General features: G+C 56.7%; 23 protein-coding genes and 1 tRNA gene. 14 read left to right on the top strand and 10 right to left on the bottom strand.

Features of this window, described 5'->3' with window-relative positions:
* Positions 1-31: 31 nt before the first annotated feature.
* The 4 genes from accC to bshB1 all read right to left on the bottom strand — a co-directional run bounded on the left by accC (position 32) and on the right by bshB1 (position 3,745).
* The gene (gene accC, locus ACZ5AL_RS13380) at positions 32-1,387 is read right to left on the bottom strand and encodes an acetyl-CoA carboxylase biotin carboxylase subunit (protein ID WP_464513301.1); all 1,356 of its coding nucleotides are present in this window, start codon (positions 1,385-1,387) and stop codon (positions 32-34) included.
* 66 nt (positions 1,388-1,453) lie between these two features.
* Positions 1,454-2,050: an acetyl-CoA carboxylase biotin carboxyl carrier protein gene (accB, locus tag ACZ5AL_RS13375; protein WP_464511009.1), complete on the bottom strand. Its 597-nt coding sequence runs from the start codon at positions 2,048-2,050 to the stop codon at positions 1,454-1,456.
* Between the two features lie 158 nt (positions 2,051-2,208).
* Positions 2,209-2,775, bottom strand: a complete 567-nt coding sequence (efp, locus tag ACZ5AL_RS13370; protein WP_464511008.1) for an elongation factor P — start codon at positions 2,773-2,775, stop codon at positions 2,209-2,211.
* Positions 2,776-2,989: 214 nt separating this feature from the next.
* The gene (gene bshB1, locus ACZ5AL_RS13365) at positions 2,990-3,745 is read right to left on the bottom strand and encodes a bacillithiol biosynthesis deacetylase BshB1 (RefSeq protein WP_464511007.1); all 756 of its coding nucleotides are present in this window, start codon (positions 3,743-3,745) and stop codon (positions 2,990-2,992) included.
* Positions 3,746-3,891: 146 nt separating this feature from the next.
* Here bshB1 and ACZ5AL_RS13360 point away from each other — a divergent pair, with 146 nt between their 5' ends.
* Positions 3,892-4,158 (top strand): hypothetical protein, encoded by a 267-nt coding sequence (locus ACZ5AL_RS13360; RefSeq protein WP_464511006.1) that lies wholly within the window; start codon positions 3,892-3,894, stop codon positions 4,156-4,158.
* A gap of 149 nt (positions 4,159-4,307) precedes the next feature.
* Positions 4,308-5,825 (top strand): calcineurin-like phosphoesterase C-terminal domain-containing protein, encoded by a 1,518-nt coding sequence (locus ACZ5AL_RS13355; RefSeq protein WP_464511004.1) that lies wholly within the window; start codon positions 4,308-4,310, stop codon positions 5,823-5,825.
* 434 nt (positions 5,826-6,259) lie between these two features.
* Here the strand turns inward: ACZ5AL_RS13355 and ACZ5AL_RS13350 are convergent, their stop codons facing one another.
* Entirely contained in the window at positions 6,260-7,096 is an 837-nt protein-coding gene (locus ACZ5AL_RS13350; protein ID WP_464511003.1) for a hypothetical protein, read from the bottom strand.
* A gap of 168 nt (positions 7,097-7,264) precedes the next feature.
* Complete coding sequence (gene leuS / locus ACZ5AL_RS13345; RefSeq protein ID WP_464511002.1) at positions 7,265-9,874, bottom strand: leucine--tRNA ligase; 2,610 nt, start codon at positions 9,872-9,874, stop codon at positions 7,265-7,267.
* Between the two features lie 255 nt (positions 9,875-10,129).
* On the opposite strand from leuS, the gene ACZ5AL_RS13340 reads away from it, so the two are divergent.
* The 4 genes from ACZ5AL_RS13340 to ACZ5AL_RS13325 are packed head-to-tail and all read left to right on the top strand — an operon-like array spanning position 10,130 to position 13,249.
* The gene (locus ACZ5AL_RS13340; protein ID WP_464511001.1) at positions 10,130-11,023 is read left to right on the top strand and encodes a 1,4-dihydroxy-2-naphthoyl-CoA synthase; all 894 of its coding nucleotides are present in this window, start codon (positions 10,130-10,132) and stop codon (positions 11,021-11,023) included.
* 60 nt (positions 11,024-11,083) lie between these two features.
* Positions 11,084-11,941: an aldo/keto reductase gene (locus ACZ5AL_RS13335; protein WP_464510999.1), complete on the top strand. Its 858-nt coding sequence runs from the start codon at positions 11,084-11,086 to the stop codon at positions 11,939-11,941.
* Between the two features lie 33 nt (positions 11,942-11,974).
* Positions 11,975-12,745 (top strand): aspartyl/asparaginyl beta-hydroxylase domain-containing protein, encoded by a 771-nt coding sequence (locus tag ACZ5AL_RS13330; RefSeq protein ID WP_464510998.1) that lies wholly within the window; start codon positions 11,975-11,977, stop codon positions 12,743-12,745.
* Between the two features lie 45 nt (positions 12,746-12,790).
* Complete coding sequence (locus ACZ5AL_RS13325; protein ID WP_464510997.1) at positions 12,791-13,249, top strand: N-acetyltransferase family protein; 459 nt, start codon at positions 12,791-12,793, stop codon at positions 13,247-13,249.
* A 6-nt stretch (positions 13,250-13,255) separates the two neighbouring features.
* Here the strand turns inward: ACZ5AL_RS13325 and ACZ5AL_RS13320 are convergent, their stop codons facing one another.
* The 4 genes from ACZ5AL_RS13320 to ACZ5AL_RS13305 form a co-directional block, all read right to left on the bottom strand.
* Complete coding sequence (locus ACZ5AL_RS13320; RefSeq protein ID WP_464510995.1) at positions 13,256-13,807, bottom strand: YiiD C-terminal domain-containing protein; 552 nt, start codon at positions 13,805-13,807, stop codon at positions 13,256-13,258.
* 186 nt (positions 13,808-13,993) lie between these two features.
* The gene (locus ACZ5AL_RS13315; protein WP_464510994.1) at positions 13,994-14,695 is read right to left on the bottom strand and encodes an SDR family oxidoreductase; all 702 of its coding nucleotides are present in this window, start codon (positions 14,693-14,695) and stop codon (positions 13,994-13,996) included.
* Between the two features lie 54 nt (positions 14,696-14,749).
* Positions 14,750-15,424, bottom strand: a complete 675-nt coding sequence (gene folE / locus ACZ5AL_RS13310; protein ID WP_464510993.1) for a GTP cyclohydrolase I FolE — start codon at positions 15,422-15,424, stop codon at positions 14,750-14,752.
* A gap of 33 nt (positions 15,425-15,457) precedes the next feature.
* The gene (locus tag ACZ5AL_RS13305; RefSeq protein ID WP_464510991.1) at positions 15,458-15,871 is read right to left on the bottom strand and encodes a 6-pyruvoyl trahydropterin synthase family protein; all 414 of its coding nucleotides are present in this window, start codon (positions 15,869-15,871) and stop codon (positions 15,458-15,460) included.
* A gap of 498 nt (positions 15,872-16,369) precedes the next feature.
* Between ACZ5AL_RS13305 and ACZ5AL_RS13300 the strand changes: the two genes are divergently transcribed.
* The 8 genes from ACZ5AL_RS13300 to pheS all read left to right on the top strand — a co-directional run bounded on the left by ACZ5AL_RS13300 (position 16,370) and on the right by pheS (position 22,662).
* Complete coding sequence (locus ACZ5AL_RS13300; protein ID WP_464510990.1) at positions 16,370-16,717, top strand: histidine triad nucleotide-binding protein; 348 nt, start codon at positions 16,370-16,372, stop codon at positions 16,715-16,717.
* Between the two features lie 69 nt (positions 16,718-16,786).
* A complete protein-coding gene (gene coaE, locus ACZ5AL_RS13295; protein WP_464510989.1) occupies positions 16,787-17,401 on the top strand; it encodes a dephospho-CoA kinase in 615 nt (204 codons plus the stop codon).
* A 353-nt stretch (positions 17,402-17,754) separates the two neighbouring features.
* Positions 17,755-17,828 (top strand) — tRNA-Val (locus tag ACZ5AL_RS13290).
* 119 nt (positions 17,829-17,947) lie between these two features.
* Positions 17,948-19,921 carry a threonine--tRNA ligase gene (gene thrS, locus ACZ5AL_RS13285; RefSeq protein WP_464510987.1) on the top strand — a complete coding sequence of 658 codons (1,974 nt, stop codon included), beginning with the start codon at positions 17,948-17,950 and terminating at the stop codon, positions 19,919-19,921.
* 64 nt (positions 19,922-19,985) lie between these two features.
* The gene (gene infC / locus ACZ5AL_RS13280) at positions 19,986-20,570 is read left to right on the top strand and encodes a translation initiation factor IF-3 (RefSeq protein ID WP_464510986.1); all 585 of its coding nucleotides are present in this window, start codon (positions 19,986-19,988) and stop codon (positions 20,568-20,570) included.
* 228 nt (positions 20,571-20,798) lie between these two features.
* Positions 20,799-20,993 carry a 50S ribosomal protein L35 gene (gene rpmI, locus ACZ5AL_RS13275; protein WP_464510985.1) on the top strand — a complete coding sequence of 65 codons (195 nt, stop codon included), beginning with the start codon at positions 20,799-20,801 and terminating at the stop codon, positions 20,991-20,993.
* 156 nt (positions 20,994-21,149) lie between these two features.
* Positions 21,150-21,503, top strand: coding sequence for a 50S ribosomal protein L20 (rplT, locus tag ACZ5AL_RS13270; RefSeq protein WP_464510983.1), 354 nt, complete (start codon positions 21,150-21,152; stop codon positions 21,501-21,503).
* A gap of 148 nt (positions 21,504-21,651) precedes the next feature.
* A complete protein-coding gene (pheS, locus tag ACZ5AL_RS13265) occupies positions 21,652-22,662 on the top strand; it encodes a phenylalanine--tRNA ligase subunit alpha (RefSeq protein WP_464510982.1) in 1,011 nt (336 codons plus the stop codon).
* Positions 22,663-22,709 lie beyond the last annotated feature (47 nt).

The following is a 22,709-nucleotide window of genomic DNA, read 5'->3' as shown; positions in this document are numbered from 1 at the left end:
CCCGCCGTTTTTGGAAAACCCTCACGTTGGGTTAGGTGGCGTTCTCATCGAATTCAAACGAGTCCATGAAGCGTGTGTCGAACGTACCCGCTTTGAACTGTTCATTTTCCATCAGCTGCTGATGGAAGGGAATGGTTGTGTGCACGCCTTCAATAACAAACTCATCGAGGGCCCGCTTCATCCTTTTGATCGCCCGCTCGCGCGTGTCGGCATGCACGATCAGCTTGGCGATCATGGAGTCGTAGGTGGGGGGGATGAGGTATCCGGTGTAGGCATGGGTGTCTACGCGCACGCCAAGGCCACCGGGCTGGTGGAATGCTGTCACTTTTCCTGGCGACGGGCTGAAGTTGCGTGCCGCGTTTTCGGCATTGATACGGCACTCAATGGAGTGGCCCTGCAACGCCTGGGCTTCGTGCTCTACGGTTTCTCCCATGGCCACGCGAATCTGGTGCTCGATCAGATCGCAGTTCGTTACCTCTTCGGTAACGGGGTGTTCGACCTGAATGCGCGTGTTCATTTCCATGAAGTAGAAGTTTTGCTCGGCATCCACCAGAAACTCGATGGTGCCTGCTCCCGCATAGTTTACGGAAGCTGCGCCTCGAATGGCAGCCTCGCCCATGCGGGCACGCAGGTCCTCGTCTACAACCGGAGACGGCGCCTCCTCGACAAGTTTTTGGTGACGGCGTTGAATGGAGCATTCCCGTTCGCCGTAGTGCATCACGTTGCCTTTGCCATCGCCCAGCAGCTGGATTTCCACGTGGCGTGGTTGCTGCACCACCTTTTCGATATAAATATCGGGGTTGCCAAACGCTGCATCGGCCTCGGAACGTGCGCCTTCATAGAGGCGGGCAAAGTCCTCGGGTTCGTGTACCATGCGCATGCCGCGTCCGCCGCCTCCCGCACTGGCCTTTACCATCACGGGATAGCCGATCTCGTCGGCAATGCGCTTTCCATCTTCGAGCGAGGCCACAATGCCATCGGAGCCGGGCACTACGGGTACCCCGGCATCGGCCATCGTTTCCTTAGCCAGGCTCTTCTCCCCCATCACCCGAATGGTTTCCGCTTTGGGCCCGATGAAGGTGATCTCGTTGTCTTTGCAGATCTGACTGAACTCGGCGTTCTCTGACAGGAATCCGTAACCGGGGTGAATGGCGTCGGCCCCGGTTACTTCGGCAGCTGCAATGATGCGATCGGGGCGCAGGTAACTCTCGTTGGAGGGCGGCGGCCCAATGCACACCGCTTCGTCGGCGAATCGAACGTGCAGCGACTCGGCATCGGCGGTGGAGTAGACCGCCACGGTTTGGAGCCCCATTTCGTGACACGTACGAATGATGCGGAGGGCAATTTCTCCGCGATTAGCGATCAGTACTTTCTTCAAAACAAACAGGCGGCAGTCAGTGAACAGGCGACGATAAGGAACACAGGCGGGCTACAAAAACGCGCCCGCTCAGGGTTAGCTCTGGTCCACAATGAAGAGCGGCTGGTCAAACTCCACCGGCTCGGCGTCTTCCACCAGAATCTCTTTGATGATGCCGGGGGTCTCGCACTCTATTTCGTTCATTAGCTTCATTGCTTCGATGATGCAGAGCACATCGCCATCGCTGACAGCATCGCCCTCTTCAACGAATGGATCGGAGTCGGGCGAGGGCGCGCGGTAGAAGGTGCCAACAATTGGAGCCTTCACGAGCACCTCATTGGCGCCAAGTTCGCCATCGTCGGCGTCCTCTGCGCTATCATCTGTGGCGGGCGGTGCTTGCGTGGAAGCGCTTGCCGAGCCAGACGCCGCTGGAGCTTGTGGTTGAGAAGGCGCTGCGTGCGGTTGCTGAGCCGCTTGTTGAGGGGCAGGCGGTTGCGGGGCAGCGTGCTGAGGGGCGCCTCCATACGGCGGATAGGCGGGAGGAGGCGTATAGCTGGGCTGCGACGGCTGCATCATCACCGTTGGCGCGTTCTGCCGGATGGTGATTTTAAAGTCGTCGTCTTCCACTTCAACCTCAGCGAGACCGCTTTCGGCGACCATCTGAAGCAACTCTTGAATCTTAGACAGTTTCATGCGTTTGGGGGCTGGGTGAAACAAACGGCACAGCGCTGCGCAAGGACACGCCCGTTACAAGCCGGTGAACGCGCTGCAGAAAAAAGGGAGCACGACACCGCATACGAGCGATGGGCGCACACAATTAATTAATAGAGGGTAATTAATAGAGGGCCGCGTTAGTCGGTAACGCGGGTTTCGTAACCTCCGGTCTGGGTGTTTACCCGTACCACATCGCCTTCATTGACGAATAGCGGTACATCAACCGTGGCTCCGCTTTCGAGAGTGGCGGGTTTCGATCCACCCTGAGCGGTGTTGCCTTTTACGCCGGGCGTAGTCTCGACGACCTCCAGATCCATCTTTTGCGGCAGGTCGGTGCGCAACGGTTGTTCGGTATCGGTGCGGAACAGAATATCAACTTCTGCGCCCTCTTTCAAATACTCACGGCCATCCACCTGGTCAGGAGGCATTGAAAATTGCTCGTAGGTGGTGGTATTCATGAAATGCAAGCCCAGGTCGTCCTCGTAGAGGAACTGGTGAGCCCGTTTTTCGACGCGCACCTCATCAACTTTCGCTCCGGCACGGAACGTGTTTTCGAGCTCGCGCCCGTCGCGGACGTTCTTGAGGGTAGTGCGCACAAACGCCCCCCCTTTGCCCGGTTTTACGTGCAGAAAGTCAACAATTTGCCACAGATCGTCCTTCCAGATGAACGTTAGGCCGTTTCGAAAGTCGCTTGTACTCGCCATAAGATGCTGCTAATACGGTAAACAAAATACGGTAGGATACGAGCCGTGCACATCCAACAACGCGTATAGCCGCAATATAGAACACGTGCACGGTGGGTGTCAATAGGTGCGAAAAGAGCGCAACCTGTCTAAAAATGCGATCCCCTTAATTGTTGCATTGCCTACGCAGTAGAGCGCACTTCCGTTATGCAATGCCAACAATTCACAGGCTCTGCTATCGAAATGGACGTTCCATCGAAAGGGCTTGGGGCAAATCGCGTACGCCTACCGGTCCATGACGATAGAGCAAGGGCTCTCCATACGTCGCGCCAATCCGATATCCGTACGTGCGCGCTCGGGCTTCTACCCACTTGAAAAAGGTGGGGTTGGATACAAAGGTTTCGGGTTCATCGTCGCTCACCTCATACTCCGGATTGTAGAACTGCGAGGCAAATGCCTGAAGCGCTTCAATGCGTTGCTCCCAGACGTCCGACACATCCACCACAAAGGTGGGTTCAAACGGAATCGCCTGCATGTAGTGCAGCACATGATGAGGGCGCCAGGGCGCCTGTTCGGAGCCATTCGGGCCCATGGTTTCAATTTTGCGAAGCCCGCTATAGTAAAGAGCATCGGTGGCCAGTTCGGCGGCATCACAATGGTCGGGATGACGACACTCCGGCGCGTTGATAAGCACAATGTTCGGGCGATGGTAACGAATCAGCCGAATGAGTGCGTTCCGGTTGTCGGGCGTGTTGCGAATGTCGCCGTCAGGCATTCCCAGATTGTGGCGGTCGGAGAGCCCCATGATGGCTGCTGCTTCCTTGGCCTCTTCCAAGCGACCAGCTGGCGTTCCTCGCGAGCCCAACTCTCCTTGTGTAAAATCTACCACTGCGGTGGTATAGCCTTGCCCTGCCAGCGTACACATAATGCCTCCTGCACACAACTCAACATCGTCTGGATGGGCCGCAAGGGCCAGAATATCAACTTTCATAGGGGCGTAGGCTGGTTTATGCGTTTGTGGTATGGTTTTGGGACCAAGAACAAGCCGCGTCATTCCGTTACGGATGCTGGAATGACCTGTGCAGTACGTACGATTCGCTTTTATGTATGTGTCTTTGACTGATCTCCTTCCCGACTATGGATAGCTCACCGTCGAGCAACAACGCTGGCTCAAATGCTGGTTCCAACAACGAGCAGCCCTTCGTAATGCCGTTTCGCCCGGCCTCCCCTCCAGAACCTCTTTCTGAAACCACGTGGTCGCTGGGCATGCGTATTTACTGCAGTGCATGGGATGAGTACCGCCAGGCCGGCATGCCGTTCGGCTCTTCCGATGAAGCCATGATTGTGTGGTACACCTTTCAACCCGGAGCAGACTACGATCTTACCACGGTCCATTGCAATTAACAGAGGCCCTGTCTCGCCGGACGTCCGTCCGTGACTCTGATCATTGCGCGGAGCCACCCGGTGCATAACATATCCGTTATGCATATGAGGGCGCTCCCTTGCATATTGGAGATACGCATTTGTGTTGTATCATTCACTCCTGCCCTCCCATGAGCAATGAAGGATCGCTGGATCGTCGTTCGTTTCTCAAACGAGCCGGGCTTGCTGGAGGTGCTCTGGGCGTGGCTACCGTTGCGCCAGGATGCACGTCTTCGGCCGCCGCGGCTCATGCAGCTATCACCGTATCAGGCCAGGTGATCAGCGAAGGCGAAGGGGTTGCGGATGTGTTGGTGACCGACGGCCTTACCGTTGTGCAGACCGATGCCGATGGCACGTTCACGCTGCCTGCCGATGCCCGTCAGCCGTTTGTGTACCTTTCGGTGCCCGCCGGGTATGCCATTCCGCAGCACGAAACGGGTACCGCCCGTTTCTTTGAACCGCTCGGTGACGCCCCTGAACAGGACGTTACCTTTGAGCTGGAGCCCCTCTCTTATGACGAGTCCCGTCATGCATTCGTGGTCCTGGCAGATCCGCAAACCGAAGATGCGTATGAGATGGAGCGCTTCCATGAAGAAACGGTCCCAGCCGTACAAGACACCGTACGTGCGCTGGGCAATACGCCGGTCTTTGGCGTCGGCAACGGCGACCTCATGTTCGACGACCTCTCGCTCTTCCCCGACTATGAGCGCGCTGTAAATCGTATGGGCGTGCCTTTTCTGCAAGTCGTTGGCAATCACGACCTGAACTTCGACAGTCCGGCCCACCGTGGGTCGTACGCCACCTTTCGCGATTACTTCGGACCGGGGTACTATTCGTTTGACCGCGGCGCTGTGCACTATGTAGTGCTCAATAATTCGTACTGGCCAGGAATGGACGGGTACGGGCGCGACACCGATTCGTATTTTGGCCATGTGCCCGATCGGCAACTCCACTGGCTCGCCAATGATTTAGCTACGGTCGATTCCGACCGTCCCGTCGTGGTCTTTGCACACATCCCGATGCTCAGCACGCTGTACGACCGGCAGGGCGACGACCGCCCCATGCCCCAAAACATGACGCTCAACCGCCATGCGCTCTATCGCATGCTGGAGCCGTTCGCCGATGTGCATTTCATTAGCGGGCATGTGCACGAAAACGAACACCGCTTTTTCGACGGCATGCATGAGCACATTGTAGGTACGGCCTGCGGGGCTTGGTGGACGGGCCCGATCTCACGCGATGGTACGCCCAATGGATATGCGGTGTACGAGGTCGATGGCACCACCATTCAGTGGCGCTACAAGGCCTCGGAGCAGGACGCCCATCACCAGATGCGGGTCTATACTCCCGGCGCCGATCCTGACCGTTCCGACCAGGTCATCGCGAACATCTGGGATGCTGATGACGCTTGGGAGATCCAGTGGTACGAGGATGGCGAGCCGCAGGGGGGCATGGAGCAGTATGTGGGCACTGATCCGCAATCGGAGGAGCTGCACCGCGGCGATGATAAGCCCGAGCGCCGCACATGGGTTGAACCGATCCCAACAGCTCACATGTTTGCCGCCACACCCTCTGCCACTGCATCAGAAGTCACCGTAGAGGCCACAGACCGCTTCGGACGTACATATCGCGAAACCGTGTCGCTGTAGCCCGTCGCAGAGGAGGTTTACTGGTGTTTTGTTACACCTGAAGGTTAGGGTACGGAGACCGTGCCAACCTCTGGGTCCCACCCCCTTCAAAAAATCTGTCATGGTGAGCACGCGACGGGCCCCACCCGGAGCACGTCGAACCATCTCCTCGACGTTCAGCAGCTACGGTCGAGTGGGCAGCCTTCCTTCTCTCGCTTCCCCGGCGGAGGAGTCTCAATGCCTGCCGTCCGCCCATCTGACACTGCGCATAAGAAATCACCCCGCTCCCCTTCAAAGAGAACACGGGGAAGCAGAAGGACGCAGAGCGTCCGCATTCCGTCGCGACGCGGAGCATCGCGACGAGGATTCAACACCTTGTCATCGCGAGGAAGGAGCCTGCGACTGACGCAGCGCTCCTCGCAATGACATAATCAAAGATGCTTTTGTGGGTCTACTTAGTCGGCTCGTTCGTACAACGCCTCGGCTAAAGGGTCTTCATCAGGAACGGCGTTAATAGTGCCCGTCTCGGAAATTGTCACAACGCCGTTCTGCGTAAGCACCACCATTTCAATTTCGTGCTCCATCGCGTTGAGTACGTCTACAGGGGATGGAAACGGCGCATCGGGTACGATCAACGCGGGGCGGCGCACCTCTTCCGATATGCCTTCGGAAGCGTCTACAGGGAGCTCAATCAGACGATGATGGAAGCGCATCTCGTTAGTAATAGACGCCTCGGCCCGGTCAAGGCGATACATCATGTCGTTGCCTGCGTGAATGACGGAGCCGTCGGTTTGCGTGGGCGCTACGATAGCTGTAACCTCGCCGCTTGGAAACGGCAACACAGCAACCCGGTAGCTTGGGGCTCGGAAGCTAGGGTCAGTGCGGATGTGCGTTTGAAACGTGTCGATGACTGCTGCCAGCGCCCGCGCCTGCAGCGTATGCGCCGTTGATGCTTCGTACGCCTCCTCGAAATGACTAACGTCTTTCGTTGTGCCGTCTTCCTCCACCACGATGCCATAGCGCAGGAAGTAGGTGCCGTCGTCATCAAGGTGCCCAAAGCTGAAGGTCCACCCGCCGTCTGTGGGAGTGGCTGCATGCAAGTCGGGCCAATCAGGCGCGTCTACATGCTCTTCGATTGCTTCCATGGCCCGGTGTTGCGCCTGAAAGTAGCTGTACATTTGTTGGCCCACCGCACTGCTCCAGGTGCGCATGGTCTCAATCTCATCGGATTGGGCCTGGGCAGGCAATGCACAGAAAAGTACGAGAATCAGTAACGCGGAAAGGACACGCATAGCAGCAGTAGAGTCCGTGAACGCAAGCAACGGACTACAAAGTAGGGCCTGCAGGCATTAAACTCCAATGGGAAGCGGTTGGGGCGCGTCGCTCGCAACCGAAACCAGAACAGCCCGAGTCCTTGGGTTGATAGACCGGTTCGAGCAGCGCCCTCAACGCACGACCAATCAGTTCACCACAAAGTTGACAATACGTCCGGGCACATAAATCTCGCGCTGGATGGTGCCGTCTTCGAGATAGCGCGCTACGTTGTCTTCGGTGCGGGCGGCCTCTAACACATCGTCTTCGTTGGCATCGGTATCCACTTCAATGGTGGCACGCACGGTACCATTAACCTGCACAGCCATCTCCACGACTTCACGCTTCAGGTAGTCGGCACGGAAGCGCGGCCAATCGGCATGCGCAATGCTTTCATCGTATCCAAGCCGGCTCCACAGTTCTTCGGTGATGTGTGGGGCAAACGGACTGAGCAGCTTCACAAACGGCTCGGCCACGGCACGCGGCACCTGATCCCACTTGTTCGCTGCGTTGACAAACTCCATCATCTTAGCGATGGCTGTGTTGAAGCTGAGCGTATCAATGTCGTCGGTCACCTTTTGAATGGTGCTGTGCAGCACGCGCAGCTGATTGCGCGTCGGTGCTTGTTCGCTCACGTCTGCTTCTCCGTCTTCGGTGGTGAGGAGGCGCCACACGCGGTTCAGGAAGCGAAACACGCCCTCTACATCGTTGGTGCTCCACGGCTTCACCTGCTCCAGCGGACCCATAAACATTTCGTAGAGGCGCAGCGCATCGGCGCCATACGCATCGATCACATCATCGGGGTTGACCACGTTGCCGCGGCTTTTGCTCATCTTATGAGAACGTGCATCTACCCGAATCGACGGATCGCTCTGCAGCACGAAATGATCGCCGTCTTTCTCGATGGCGTCCTCGTCAACCGACTGCGGTGTAACCGCGCTGTCGGTGCGCGTGTCGGTGTCATCGTCCACGTATTGGGCGGATACGTATGCACCGTCGGCATCAACGTAAGCAGTGTACTCTGTTTCGCCCAGAATCAGCCCCTGATGCACGAGCGTCTGAAATGGCTCGCGGGTAGACACCACCCCGGCATCGTACAGCACCTTGTGCCAGAAGCGTGCATAGAGCAGGTGTAGCACCGCGTGCTCAGAGCCTCCTACATACAGATCGACCGGCATCCAGTACTTCTCCTTTTCGGGGTCAACCAGCTTCTCTTCGTTGTGTGGATCGATGAAGCGCAAGAAGTACCAGCAGGAGCCGGCCCACTGCGGCATGGTGTTGGTCTCGCGCTGTGCGGGCTGGCCTGTTTCGGGATCCGTCGTTTCGACCCAGTCGTCCAGCGCTGCAAGCGGACTCAGCGCGGCGTCTTGCTCCAGGATTTCATCGTACGACTCGATGGCGGGCAGTTCAACGGGCAGGTCGTTTTGGGGCACCGGCTTGGCCTCTCCATCCACATGGATAATCGGAAACGGCTCGCCCCAGTAGCGCTGCCGACTGAAAAGCCAATCGCGTAGTTTGTAGTTGACTTTCGCCTGTCCGTGGCCGTGCTCCTCCAGCCACTGGATGATTTTCTGCTTAGCCTCGGGCACCGAAAGCCCGTCCAAAAAGCCGCTGTTGATGGCGGGGCCGTCGCCGGTGTATGCATCGCCCTCAAAATCGGCGGGAGGCTGCACGGTGCGAACGATCGGCAGGTCGTACGTCTCGGCAAACGCCCAGTCGCGTTCGTCTTGCCCCGGTACCGCCATGATGGCGCCCGTCCCGTAGGAAGCTAGCACATAATCGGCCACCCAAATTGGAATGGGCTTCCCGGTTGCCGGATTGATAGCATGCGCCCCCGTGGGCACTCCGGTTTTCTCTTTTTGTAGCTCGGTACGCTCCAGCTCGCTTTTTTGCTGCGCCTGCTTTTGATAGGCAGCTACGTCGTCGGCATGCTCTTCCGTTGTGATGGTATCAACCAGCGGATGCTCAGGAGCGAACACCATGTACGTGGCGCCGAAAAGCGTGTCGGGGCGCGTTGTGAAGACTTCTATCTTGGTGTCGTGTCCTCGGACAGGAAAGCGAATCTCGGCGCCCTCCGACTTCCCAATCCAGTTGCGCTGCATGCGCTTGGTGCTCTCCGGCCAGTCAAGGTCGTCCAAGCCATCAAGCAGGCGTTCGGCATACTCGGTGATCTTGAGCATCCACTGGCGCATGGGCACGCGCTCACATGGGTAGCCACCGCGTTCGCTCTTGCCATCGATGACTTCCTCGTTAGCCAGCACGGTACCCAATTCTTCGCACCACCATACCGGCACCTCCGCCTGATATGCCAGGCCGCGCTCATACAGCTTCAAAAAGATCCACTGCGTCCAGCGGTAGTAATCCGGATCGGTGGTGTTGAGCTCGCGGCTCCAGTCGTACGAGAACCCGAGCCGTTTGAGTTGCGATCGAAAGTTGTCGATGTTGCGCTCGGTCGTATCTCGCGGGTGCGTGCCGGTCTGGATAGCGTACTGTTCGGCCGGCAGGCCAAACGCATCCCATCCCATCGGGTGCAGTACGTTTACGCCCTTCATTCGCTTGTAGCGTGCCACAATATCGGTGGCGGTGTACCCCTCAGGGTGTCCTACGTGCAGCCCGGCCCCGCTGGGATACGGAAACATGTCGAGCACATAATACTTCTCGGCCTCAGGGTCTACCGTATCGGGTGTGCGAAAGGTCTCGTTCTCCTCCCAATAGCGTTGCCACTTGGGTTCGATCTCGTTGAAGGGATACGCGGGCATAAGAAAGCGCAGCAGGCTAGATTCGTCAGAAAAAACGGCACGCCTGCCCCTACGATGCGTGCTCCGGAAGGTTCACCACGCACAGGACTGCACTGTGCAGGAGCCGGGCAACCCGTCGCAACTTTGTTAAGCTTCATCGGCACGGTGGCGGATGAGCTTCGTTAGCGTGGGTGGCTCTTATGATGGGAGCCGGTAGATCCTGCTCCATCTTTTGGGATGTGCCGCTTGTTCTCTGTTTCTTCAGCATCTGCTCTTATGGTCTCTGAACTCTTCGACGCGTCGCAGTGGCACCCAGTGGAAGGCTTTTCCTTTACCGATATCACCTATCACCGGGCTACGGTACAAGGAACGGTGCGCATCGCGTTTGACCGGCCCGACTCGCTCAACGCGTTTCGTCCACAAACGGTAGACGAGTTGTACCGGGCGCTCAATCACGCCCGTCAAACGTCTGATGTGGGCACTGTGCTGCTTACGGGCAACGGACCCTCCGCCAAGCATGGCAAGTGGGCGTTTTCCTCTGGCGGAGATCAGCGGATTCGTGGAAAAGACGGCTATCAGTATGCCGACGACGATGGCGAGACCGATCCGGCCCGCCTCGGACGCTTGCACATTCTGGAGGTGCAGCGTCTTATCCGCTTCATGCCGAAGGTGGTCATTGCGGTAGTGCCCGGCTGGGCTGTGGGCGGCGGACACAGCTTACACGTGGTGTGTGACCTTACACTGGCCAGTGCCGAGCATGCCATCTTCAAGCAAACCGATGCCGATGTGGCCAGCTTCGATGGCGGATTTGGGTCGGCCTATCTCGCACGGCAAGTCGGACAAAAACGCGCTCGCGAGATTTTCTTTCTGGGGCGTAACTACTCTGCTGAAGAGGCTGTAGAGATGGGCATGGCCAATGCCGCCATTCCACATGCAGATCTGGAAGTGCAGGCCCTGCAGTGGGCTGAAGAGATCAACACCAAGAGCCCGACGGCCATCCGCATGCTCAAATATGCATTTAATGCCGCCGACGATGGCCTGGTAGGCCAGCAGCTTTTTGCGGGCGAAGCCACGCGTCTGGCGTACGGCACCGACGAAGCCCAAGAAGGCCGCGATGCGTTTCTTGAAAAACGCGACCAGGACTACAGCGATTTTCCCTGGCACTACTAAGGCATCCGTCTTCGCATTTTCACGCCGCGCTGCTTCCCTCTCACCTACTGACGTCCGACTATGAATGCTTCTATGCAACCGGTGCACGACCATAGCGTCCCTGCGTTGGGATTGGGTACCTACAAGCTCACTGGATCTGCCTGCCGTGAAGGCGTAGCCCATGCGCTCACTATGGGCTACCGCCATATCGATACTGCGCAGATGTACCAAAACGAATCGGAGGTCGGGGCCGGCCTTGCCGATGCACCCGTTCATCGAGAGGATGTTTTCGTGACTACCAAGGTGTGGCACACTAATCTGGCCCCTGCTGATGTGCGCCGCTCCACCGAAAAGAGCCTGCAACGCCTGGGTACCGACTATGTGGATCTGCTTCTCATCCACTGGCCTGCTCACTTAGAGGGCGACCCTGATGCACTGAAACGCACACTGGATGCGTTTGTCGCCCTAAAGGAAGACGGCCACACCCGTCACATTGGCGTAAGCAACTTTCCCATCGACCTGCTCAACCAGACGCTTGCTCACCTCCCCGATGAAGCACCGCTGTTTGCGCATCAGGCCGAGTATCATCCGTTTTTGAACCAGGCTCTGCTGCTCCGCCATGCCCGCGACCATGGATACATGTTCACTGCATATCGCCCACTGGCCGGAGCCGCCGTGACGCGAAACGAGACGATACAAGCCATCGGCACGCGCTATGGCAAAACACCGGCACAAGTAACGCTCCGATGGCTCATCCAACAAACGCCTGTAACGACGATTCCGAAAGCCAGTCAGGCTACCCATCGCATAGATAATCTGGACATCTTCGACTTCACGTTGTCTGATGATGCGATGGATGCCATCAACGACTTGCGGAACGATAGGCGGCAGGTAGATCCCGGATTTGCTCCCAACTGGGATGTTTCCGAGCCCATCTAATCACTTGTACTTCCAATTTGACTCCAAATCACGATGGCTAATCTTGTCAAGAAAACGTTCGACACAACGGTTAAGAAGCTGGGCTTTGCGCTCATCCAATTGATTGAGCAGATTGTTGTGCGGTATTCTCCGCATGGCAACCCTACCTTTTTCGACAACGACGATTTTGCGTGGACGAAAACGCTCGAAGATAATTGGGAAACCATCCGAGAGGAGTTGGATGAAGTGGTCCTCCAGCACCGCGATCAGCTTCCAAACTTTCAGGACATTTCGGAGGATCAAACGGCGATCACAAATGACGATGACTGGAAAACCTTCTTTCTGTATGGATTTGGACACAAGGCCGAAAAGAATGCCGCTCGGTGCCCCAAGACCACTGAGATCATTGAACAGATTCCTGGAATGAAGACAGCGTTCTTCTCGATTCTGTCGCCCGGCAAGCACATCCCCGCGCACCGGGGTCCGTACAAGGGAGTGATTCGTGCGCACCTGGGCTTAAAAGTGCCCGAACCGAAAGAGCAATGCCGCATTCGGGTGGGCAGTGACTATCGTCACTGGGACGAGGGTGAGGTGATGCTCTTCGACGACACCCATGATCATGAAGTGTGGAATGACACCGATGGCGAGCGGGTTGTGCTCTTCTTGGATGTGGTCCGTCCGTTGGATCCGCCGTTGGATCGGATCAACCAAGCAATCATCAACCTGATTAGCAAGTCGCCGTTTGTGCAAAACGCGAAGGAAAATCAGGAGCAGTGGGAGCGCCAACTGGCCCAGAACACGGCTGATGTTCCTGTAGAAGCGTAGCCTTTTCCGGTAGACTGAACAGCTTGGCTTTTTCAAGCACCGTATATGTCTGACTATACCATTCGCCGCGCCGGTACCGACGACCTTGATACGCTGGTAGCGTTCAATGCTGCTATGGCACGCGAAACCGAAGACAAACCCCTCGATGAAGAGACGCTGCGGCGCGGGGTGCGTACGGCATTACGCGATGAGCGAAAGGGGCGTTACTGGGTGGCCGATTATCACGGCAAGGTGGTGGGGGCGCTGATGTGCACGACCGAGTGGAGCGACTGGCGCTGCGGCACGTTCTGGTGGATCCAGAGCGTGTACGTGCGTCCGACCCATCGCAGAAAGGGGGTGTTCACCGCGCTGTACAAACATGTCAAACAAGCCGCTCAGGCAGCGGACGATGTGTGTGGGCTGCGCCTGTACGTGGAGCAAGACAACGAGGCGGCCCAATCCACCTACGCCGCCCTTGGCATGGAGCGGACAGCATACGCAATGTACGAGACAGAGTGGGGGTAGCGCGTGCTACGACGTGCTTGTTTGTCCATTTGGCATAACATCACCGGCAGGGATGGCTTCCCCATCGCCCGACGAAGCGCCTTCAGGAGCTGCTGCTGGCGCTTCGTCATGGGCTAGCGCTACGTATCGTCCCATAAAGGTGAAAGCACACTCCCCTGCTGCCTCGATTTTGCACTGCAGATCAAGGCGTGCGCGCCCCCATCGGTCAAGCATATTTTGGAAGCGGTCGAGCGCGTCTTCATCGGGACGTTCGCACACGACTGAAATGTTGTCGCAGACCGGCTTCAGGTATTCAATGTCACTCTCCTGTATGATGACCTCAACCTGCTGCTTCATGTTGTCGACCAACTGATGCATCATAGCCCAGCCGGTAAGGGTGGCTAGCATGCTTAGGCTGCCGCCAAACGCGGTGCCCATGTGGTTGGCATTGGGCTGAAGAGGAGCGGAGGCGCACAGTCGCCCGTCCTCTTCAGGCGAAAGGGAAAACTCCAGATGCTCAGTAATCGGCATTTCCTGCACGATGAGCTGCTCCAAGTGCTCCAAAGCTTGCTCGGTCATGGATGGACTCGACATAAGAGGGACCAAAAGCGTCGTGTATGGTTAGGGAAGCTACAGCAAATAGTTACATTTACCCTCTACGCCCGACTCCCTCACACGTTCTTTGCAGAAGGGGGGACGTGCTAGAAAAGTTGCAAACGAAGGGTATTGTGCAATCAATCCGCCAAACGGATTGCTGAAAGGCGATTAAACATCGCCTTCTTGTGGACGGAGGATCACTTCTTCGAGTACGGTGCGATCGGAGAGCGTGTGGGCATGCACGACCGCCGATGCAATGTCTTCCGCTGGCATAAGGCGCTCATCGGGAAGGTCGGCTCCCTCCCATGTGGGGGTCAGCGTGGCTCCTGGAAAGACCGTTGTAACGCGAATGCCCTCGTCTTTTGTTTCTTCTCGCACCACGCGAGCCAGCCCGCGCAAGCCGTGTTTGCCTGCGCAATAGCCCGCATTTCCAGGATACGCCTGTAGTGATGCCACTGAAGCGGTGTAGAAAATGTGGCCGCTCGCGCGCGATCGCATCGCGGGCAGAAAAGCCTGCGTGACCACAAAGGCAGAGGTCAAGTTCACGTCAATCTGCTCACGAAACCCTTCAGCGGTAAGTTCATCAAGGGGAGCATATGTGAACGCGCCTGCGTTGTTGACAAGCACATCGGGGGTGCCCCATGTTTCGGTAACGCGCGTGGCGGTGGTGGCAACGGCTGCGTCGTCGGTAACGTCGGTAGGGCAAACGAGTGTTTCGGCTCCCCGGTCGCGGCACGTCTTGGCTACGGCGTTGAGCGTTGACGGTGTACGCGCAACAAGCGCAAGCTTTACCGTATCATATTCGGCTGCAAATGCACGGGCAATAGCAGCCCCAATGCCTTGGCTAGCGCCGGTTACAACTGCAATCATGCTACCGAAGGAAGAGAGTCGTCAAAAAAGAGCGTGATGGGTCGGCGGATGGTGTCAGTCCGATCGAATCAGGCGCATAAATTCATCACGCGTGCTATGGTTCTGAAACGCCCCACTGACCGCGCTGGTCTTGGTCGATGAGTTTTGTTTTTCTACACCCCGCATCATCATGCACAAGTGTTGGGCTTCAATCACCACAGCTACCCCCTTGGGCTGCAGTACGTTGTCTATAGCTTCGCGGATCTGTAAAGTAAGTCGTTCTTGCACTTGCAGGCGGCGGGCAAACACTTCGACGGTGCGCGGAATTTTGCTCAGGCCCACGATGTGGCCATCAGGAATATAAGCGACATGGGCTTTGCCATAGAACGGTAACATATGGTGTTCGCACAGTGAGTACAGCTCAATGTCTTTCACCACAATCATTTCGTTGTACGACTCCGCAAAGAGAGCCTGGCGCAGAATTTCTTCAGGATCCTGCGCATACCCTTGCGTCAGAAACTGGTACGCTTTGGAGACCCGTTCCGGCGTTTTCAGAAGGCCTTCGCGTTCCACATCTTCGCCTAGTGCACCGATGATTTCACGCATGTGGTCGGCGACGGTGTGCGTTGTGTCGGCATCGTACAGGTCGTGGCGCTCGTAATGGGTAGGGGAATCCCCTTCTGCGCTACCGTTAGTCACAAGACGATCGGAGAGTATTTTCTTTTCAGCCATTGAATCAGCTACAAACAAAAAGGAGAAACAACGAGAGCAATCCGAAAGCGCTTACGCCCCCCGATATTCCACATAGTTGCGCTCAGTTTCGTACAGGCGAACGCAGTGGAGACGCCCGGAAGGCAGTGCATCTTCAAGCTCATGCCAGATGGCTATCGTAAAGTTTTCGGTGGATGGAATGATGCCTTCCATGAAGTCCACATCCAGGTTTAGATTTTTGTGGTCTACCTTATCAACCACGCGCTCATGTAGGATGCGCTTCAGCACGCCCAAATCGATGACATAGCCAGTGTCGGGGTCAGGTTTGCCAGCTACCGTTACCTCCAATACGTAGTTATGCCCGTGCCAGTTGGGGTGATTGCAGGGCCCAAACGTATCTTCATTCCATTCCTCTGATTTCTCTGGATTGTGGAGGCGATGCGCAGCGTTAAAGTGCGTTTTTCGCGTTACGTATACAGTGGGCATGAGCAGAAACCAATCAACGACAAGTCAGCACAAGCCCATGCTGTAGCTAATAACGTAAGTACAGTTTTAGCTGTGGGCTGCAAAAATGGAGCCACACGACATAGGCGTCTCGGGATACAATCAGACCGTACATTCAAACGGATGTTCACCGGATGCACGGAAGCGTTACAGTTTAACCGGGCACTACCATGGCAGAAGAGGAAAACGCTTACTATATTGCACGTTCGTGGCATTCCTTCTCCCAGTGTAGGGATGCAACGATGTAGCGTATTGTCGGTTGTGCGTTGTCCCTTGTTTGATACGAGGGGGCCACTCGACACAACCACCGTCCGGTAGCGGTTAGATCGAAGGGGTGGCCCTGGCGCGTCGCTGGCGCTCCTCGCAATGACATCCTCGAATGGGACTACACTTAGCTGCTGATGCCATTGAACTGCTCACAACCTGGTGGTGTGCTCATTCGCTGGTTCCGCATCGTCTCTCTTAGCTTCTTTTGTGCTTATGGCTGACGAACCCACTATCTTTCAGAAAATCCTTGACGGCGATGTGCCTGCCGACATTGTATACGAAGACGAGAAGTGCATTGCGTTTCATGACGTGAACCCGCAAGCGCCCACGCACCTACTTGTTATTCCGCGCACACCCATTCCAACGATCGATGATATTGAGCCGGAGCATGAGTCCCTTGTGGGACATCTGTTTCGCGTCGCCAGTATCGTAGCCAAGCAGGAAGGGCTCGACAATGGATACCGAACGGTCATTAACTGCGGCGATGATGGACAGCAGACTGTGTATCATTTGCATGTGCATGTGCTGGGCGGGCGTCCATTGCAGTGGCCTCCCGGATGACACGCTTCGGAGCCGGTCTGGGTGCTCTGAACCAATTCGATAACATCCCCACCAACTCGTTGTTGTGCTGTGACCACATTAGGTGTAACAGGCGGTATCGGAAGCGGAAAAACGACCGTGTGCCGTTTACTAGAGGAGCATGGCGCTCGCGTCTTCTATGCAGATGAGGTCGCCAAAACGATTATGCAAGAAAACAAGGAGGCCCGCGCCCAAATCCGCGAGACATTTGGGCCAACCAGCTACAACGACGCGGGTGAACTCAACCGGTCGTATCTGGCTGCGCAGGTCTTCACCGACGCCGATAAACTCGAACTGCTCAATGCCATTGTCCACCCACTCGTGTTTGAGGCGTTTGAGGACGCAAAGACAGAGGCCGAGTCTGATGAGGTCCCTCTTCTTGTGCACGAGGCGGCTCTCTTGTTCGAAGCAGGCGCCGACGCGCATGTTGATCAGGCCGTTGTCGTAACTGCGCCCAATGCTCTTCGCATCCAGCGCGTTGTGGAGCGCGACGATATCAGCGAGCGGGCCGTGCGCGACCGCATGCAACACCAGCTTTCACAAGAAGAGCTTGTTGAGCGTGCCGACGTTGTTATCGAAAACGACGAGTCGATCGAAGCGCTCGAAGCCGCTGTTGCTGAGCTATACGATCGCTTTGCTGAGCCGGACAGCGAAACGGAGCGCTAGTGCTGTGCCATACGTCAAACTTTGGGTGATGCATCTGCTCCCTAACGTATCGAGAATAACTCACACCCTTGTCATTGCGAGCGCAGCGACGCAATCTCATGCTATCAGGCCGGAGGCAGCCGCCCAATCCACGGCATGAGCCCAGGAGTTCTCGTTCGCTAGCGCTCACAGCGCCACGTCGGTCGCAAGCTCTCTTCTCGCGATGACAATGTTGGCCCATAACATTCAGGCGTGACAGAGCGCCGTCCATCCCAAAACTTCCGTGAATTGACTGGTTTAGGAATCTCCCTTCGCCTAAATGCATTGACAGTACATCCGGACGCGTTATACACTGCACGTCAGGGAAACGCATCGGGTCTATAGCTCAGTTGGTTAGAGCGCTACGTTGACATCGTAGAGGTCAGTGGTTCGAATCCACTTAGACCCACTGCTACCGGGGTAACGCTACCCCTTCCACTTTCTACAACCACACGTTGTCTCAGCCTCCAAGCGCTTTGTCGTTTTCGACGGAGCGCTTTTTGTTTATCACCTGCTTTCTCTACCCCCATGGCCGACGTCCAGACCGACCACGACACCATCACCATCACCCTTCCCGACGGCTCTACCCGCACCTACGAGACAGGGGTTACGGGATACGAAGTTGCATCGAGTATTGGCGCCGGGCTGGCCCGAGCGGCGCTGGCCATTGATGTGAACGGCACGGTGTACGACCTGGATCGTCCTATCGAGCACGATGCCGAAATCGCTATTCTGACGTGGGATGACGACAAGGGCAAAGAGACGTTCTGGCATTCATCAGCCCACCTGATGGCCGAAGCTATCCAGGCCCTGTATCCCGATGTCAAGTTCACCATTGGTCCGCCCATTGAGCGCGGGTTCTATTACGATGTGGATCTGGGCGATGAAACGCTCTCGGTGGATGATTTGGAAGCCATCGAGGATAAGATGAAAGAACTGGCCCGGCGCGACGTGGGCTTTGAACGGCAGGCTATCTCGAAAGAGGATGCCCGTGCTCACTACCAGCAGGAAGACAATCCGTATAAGCTGGAGCTTATCGAGGAGTTGGAAGACGGCGAGATTACGTTCTACGAGCAAGGAGACTTTACCGATCTGTGCCGTGGTCCGCACATTCCCTCCACAAAGCGCATCAAGTATCCGAAGCTTTTATCGGTAGCGGGTGCGTACTGGCGTGGCGATGAGTCGAACCCGCAACTCACGCGGGTGTACGGCATCAGCTTTCCGAAGAAGAAGATGCTAGATACGTTCTTAGAACAACGTCGTCTGGCTAAAGAGCGCGACCACCGCAAGTTGGGTAAAGAGCTCGGGCTTTTCACGTTTGACACCGAAAAAGTAGGCCCCGGCCTGCCCATGTGGCTGCCGAAAGGGGCAACCCTGCGGGAAACGCTTACCGATCTGATGAAAAAAGAGCAGTTGAAGCGGGGCTACAAGCCGGTGATTTCTCCGCATATCGGCCGTCTCGAACTGTATCGTACCAGCGGCCACTACCCGTATTACAAGGAAAGTCAGTTCCCGCCGATTCTGTTTGAGGGCGAGGGCGACGAGGAAGATGGCTACCTCCTTAAGCCGATGAACTGCCCGCATCATGTGATGATGTACAAGAACGATATGCATTCGTACCGGGACCTGCCGGTGCGATTTGCCGAGTTCGGCACCGTCTACCGCAACGAACAAAGCGGCGAGTTGGGCGGCCTTACGCGGGTGCGAGGGTTTACGCAAGACGACGCGCACATCTTCTGCACCCCCGAACAGGTCAAGGCCGAGTTCAAGGACGTTATTGACTTGACTCTTAAGGTGCTTGGCGCGCTTGACTTTGAGGAGTTCACGGCACAGATTTCGGTGCGCGATCCCGACGATACAGCAAAGTATGTGGGTGACGACGCCCTCTGGGAGCAAGCCGAGCAGGCTATTCGAGAGGCCGCTGCCGAGATGGATCTCGATACCGTCGAAAAAGCGGGCGAAGCGGCATTCTACGGACCCAAACTCGACTTCATGGTAGAGGATGCGCTGGGCCGCGCCTGGCAACTCGGCACTATTCAGGTTGACTACAACCTGCCCGAGCGATTCGAACTTACGTACGTAGATGCCAACGACGAGCGGAAACGCCCTGTCATGATTCACCGCGCTCCGTTTGGCTCGCTGGAACGCTTCATTGGCGTGCTTATCGAGCACTGTGGAGGCGACTTCCCCTCGTGGCTGGCTCCGGTGCAAGCTACTATCATTCCGGTGGGGGCCGACTTTAACGATTACGCTCACAAGGTAGCTAACCAGCTCCGCGATGCCGATCTGCGTGTTCAGGTGGACGCCAGCGACGACACCGTTGGCTACAAAATCCGAGAAGCCGAAACACAAAAGATTCCATACATGCTCGTTGTGGGAGCCCGCGAACGGGATGCCGGAACCGTAGCGGTACGGGCCCACGGCGAAGGGCAACAAGAGGTTATTTCGGTGGAGGCATTTATCGAAAAAATGGAAGCCGAAATGGAGGCGGCCTGGTCGTAAAACGTCCCCGTGCACGCATCGCTCCTCATACAACATCTGTTACGCATTGCGTGGAACCCACGCTTTGCGGGATGCGTGCGAACTTACGTATTCCCGCAACTATTCTTGTGAACAAACCCCAACCCCGACCATCGCTAAAGCTGATAAAGTTCGCGTAAATCGAGAGATTACTGCAGATACCGTGCGCGTCGTCGAACCCGACGGCGAGCACAAGGTCGTTGATGTTGATACGGCCCTGGAACGCGCCCGCGAGCACGACCTTGACCTGGTCGAAATTGCTCCTGATGCCGACCCGCCCGTATGCAAAATTATTGACTACGGGAAGTACCGCTACAAAAAACAGAAGCAAGAGAAACGCCAGCGGAAGCGGTCGAAGTCGATGCAGATGAAAGAGCTGCGCTTCCGCCCGCGCACCGACGACCATGACTTCAACTTCAAGCGGCGTCATGCGCGTGGCTTTCTCGAAGACGGCAACAAAGTCAAGGCCTACGTCCAATTTCGTGGCCGCGATATTATCTACAAAGATCAGGGCATGGACTTGCTGCGCCGCCTCATTGAGGATCTGCAAGATATCGCACGTATTGACCAGGCCCCGCAGATGGAAGGGCGCCGCATGACGACCATTCTGGCTCCGCATAAAAACAAGTAGGCGCCCATCAAAAGTGAGCAGTGCATCGGTTCTGTTGCTTAGCAGCACCCTGCTCTGCACATTTTTGCTGAAGCTTTCTCTGGTATCTCTTCCCAGGGAACGATCGCCTCGGGTTGGCCATTCGGTCACATCCGTTTTGTTCGGATGCTCCCTGTTTTGTTATACGGAGCGATTCGGTGCGGCGGAGCCTTTGTTTGCGCTCTCTTTTTGATATGACCTCTGCCTACTATGCCTAAGATGAAATCCCACAGCGGCGCGAAAAAACGCTTCAAAAAAACCGGAAGCGGCAAAGTGAAGCGCAAAAAAGCCGGGCGCCGTCACATTCTCACGAAGAAATCCCCTAAGACCAAGCGTCAACTGCGCAAAGACACCACGGTTGACGAAACGCAGGAGAAGCGCATCAAAAAGATGCTGAGTAGCTAAATGGCTACCGCACTGCGGTTGCGAAAAACGCGCACTGCGCCGTTGATCGCTAACGTACAGGATCTATTGTAGGCGCTGCTTTGCACGACGCGTGCAGGGCAAGCGCCTCTCCTGTGTACACTCCCCATTGTATTTTTCTCTAACCACGCATCCACCATGCCACGCGCAACAAATAAGCCGGCCACGCGTCGGCGTCGCAAGAAAATTCTGAATATGGCCAAAGGCTATTGGGGCCGCCGAAGCAAAACATACAGTTCGGCTAAGCACACGGTTGAACGTGCCCTGCAATACGCCTATCGCGACCGCCGCCAGCGCAAGCGCAACTTCCGCAAGCTCTGGATTACGCGCATCAACGCCGCCACGCGCCAGCATGGCGTAAGCTACTCGCGCTTCATGGGGGCGTACCGGAAAACAGACCTCGACCTGAATCGCAAAGCACTGGCAGACCTGGCTGTACACGACCCCGATGCCTTTGCTGAAGTGGTGGATCACACCATGGAGCATGCGTAACGGCTGGCTCAGGTGCCGCTTTTTGTTGGTGCATACTGTGCTGCATCCCCATCAATCCCGCCGCTGCGTTCTGCAGACTCGGCGGGATTTTTTGTGCCTCCAGCGGCATCCGCCTGTGTCTTCGTCTCACCCTCATTGCCTACCTGCCATGGCCGACCCCATCGACGCACTGCGCGCCGACCTCGAAGCGGAAACTATCACCAGCGAAGAGGAAGCTGAATCGTTTCGCATCAAATACCTGGGCCGTAACCAGGGGCGCATCCCCGACCTGTTCGGCCAAATTAGCGAACAGCCCCCCGAGCAACGTCCGGAGTTCGGGCGCCGCCTCAACGCGCTTAAGGCGGAGGCGCAGGCCAAGCTCGACGACGCCCAGGAGCGTCTCCAGCAAGAAGCTACCGGCGGCACGGGCACCGATCTTGACCTTACGCTACCCGGACGCCGGCATCCACAGGGCTCGCTCCACCCGCTTACGCAAACGCTGGAGGAAATCCTGCACATTCTGCAGCGCCTGGGCTTTGCCACATACGAAGGGCCCGAGGTTGAAACCGACTGGTACAACTTCACCGCACTCAACTTTCCGCCCGATCACCCCGCGCGCGACATGCAGGATACCTTCTTCGTGAAGGATCCGCCCGCCGATATGCCCACGTTGCTGCGCACCCACACGTCGCCTGCCCAAATTCGCGTCCTCGAAGCCACCGAGCCGCCCGTTCGCGTAATGGTGCCCGGACGCGTGTACCGCAACGAGGCCATCTCATACAAGTCGTTTTGCCTCTTTCATCAGGTGGAACTGCTCTATGTGGATACCAACGTAGCCATGGCCGACCTAAAGCAGGTGCTGTATCAGCTGGCGCAGGCCCTCTTTGGCGACGATGTAGACTTGCGCTTTCGACCCAGCTACTTTCCGTTCACCGAACCAAGCGCTGAAGTCGATATCTGGTGGGCCGACCCCGATCATCCCGACGGGGGGCGCTGGCTCGAAATCCTGGGCTGTGGCATGGTACACCCCAACGTGCTGCGTGCCGCCGAGGTCGATCCCGAACAGTACAGCGGATACGCCGTCGGCATGGGCGTAGAGCGCATGACGATGCTGCGCCACGGCATCGACGATATCCGCGTGTTCTACGAAAATGATGTCCGCTTCCTGCAGCAGTTTTAGACGGAGTCTCCTGCCGCTGCTTACGTCCCGATACTTCACATCCCCCT

This window comes from Natronotalea proteinilytica, from assembly GCF_055379935.1.
Note: the sequence above shows the minus strand (reverse complement) of the source record. Positions and strands in the feature narration are given on the sequence as shown.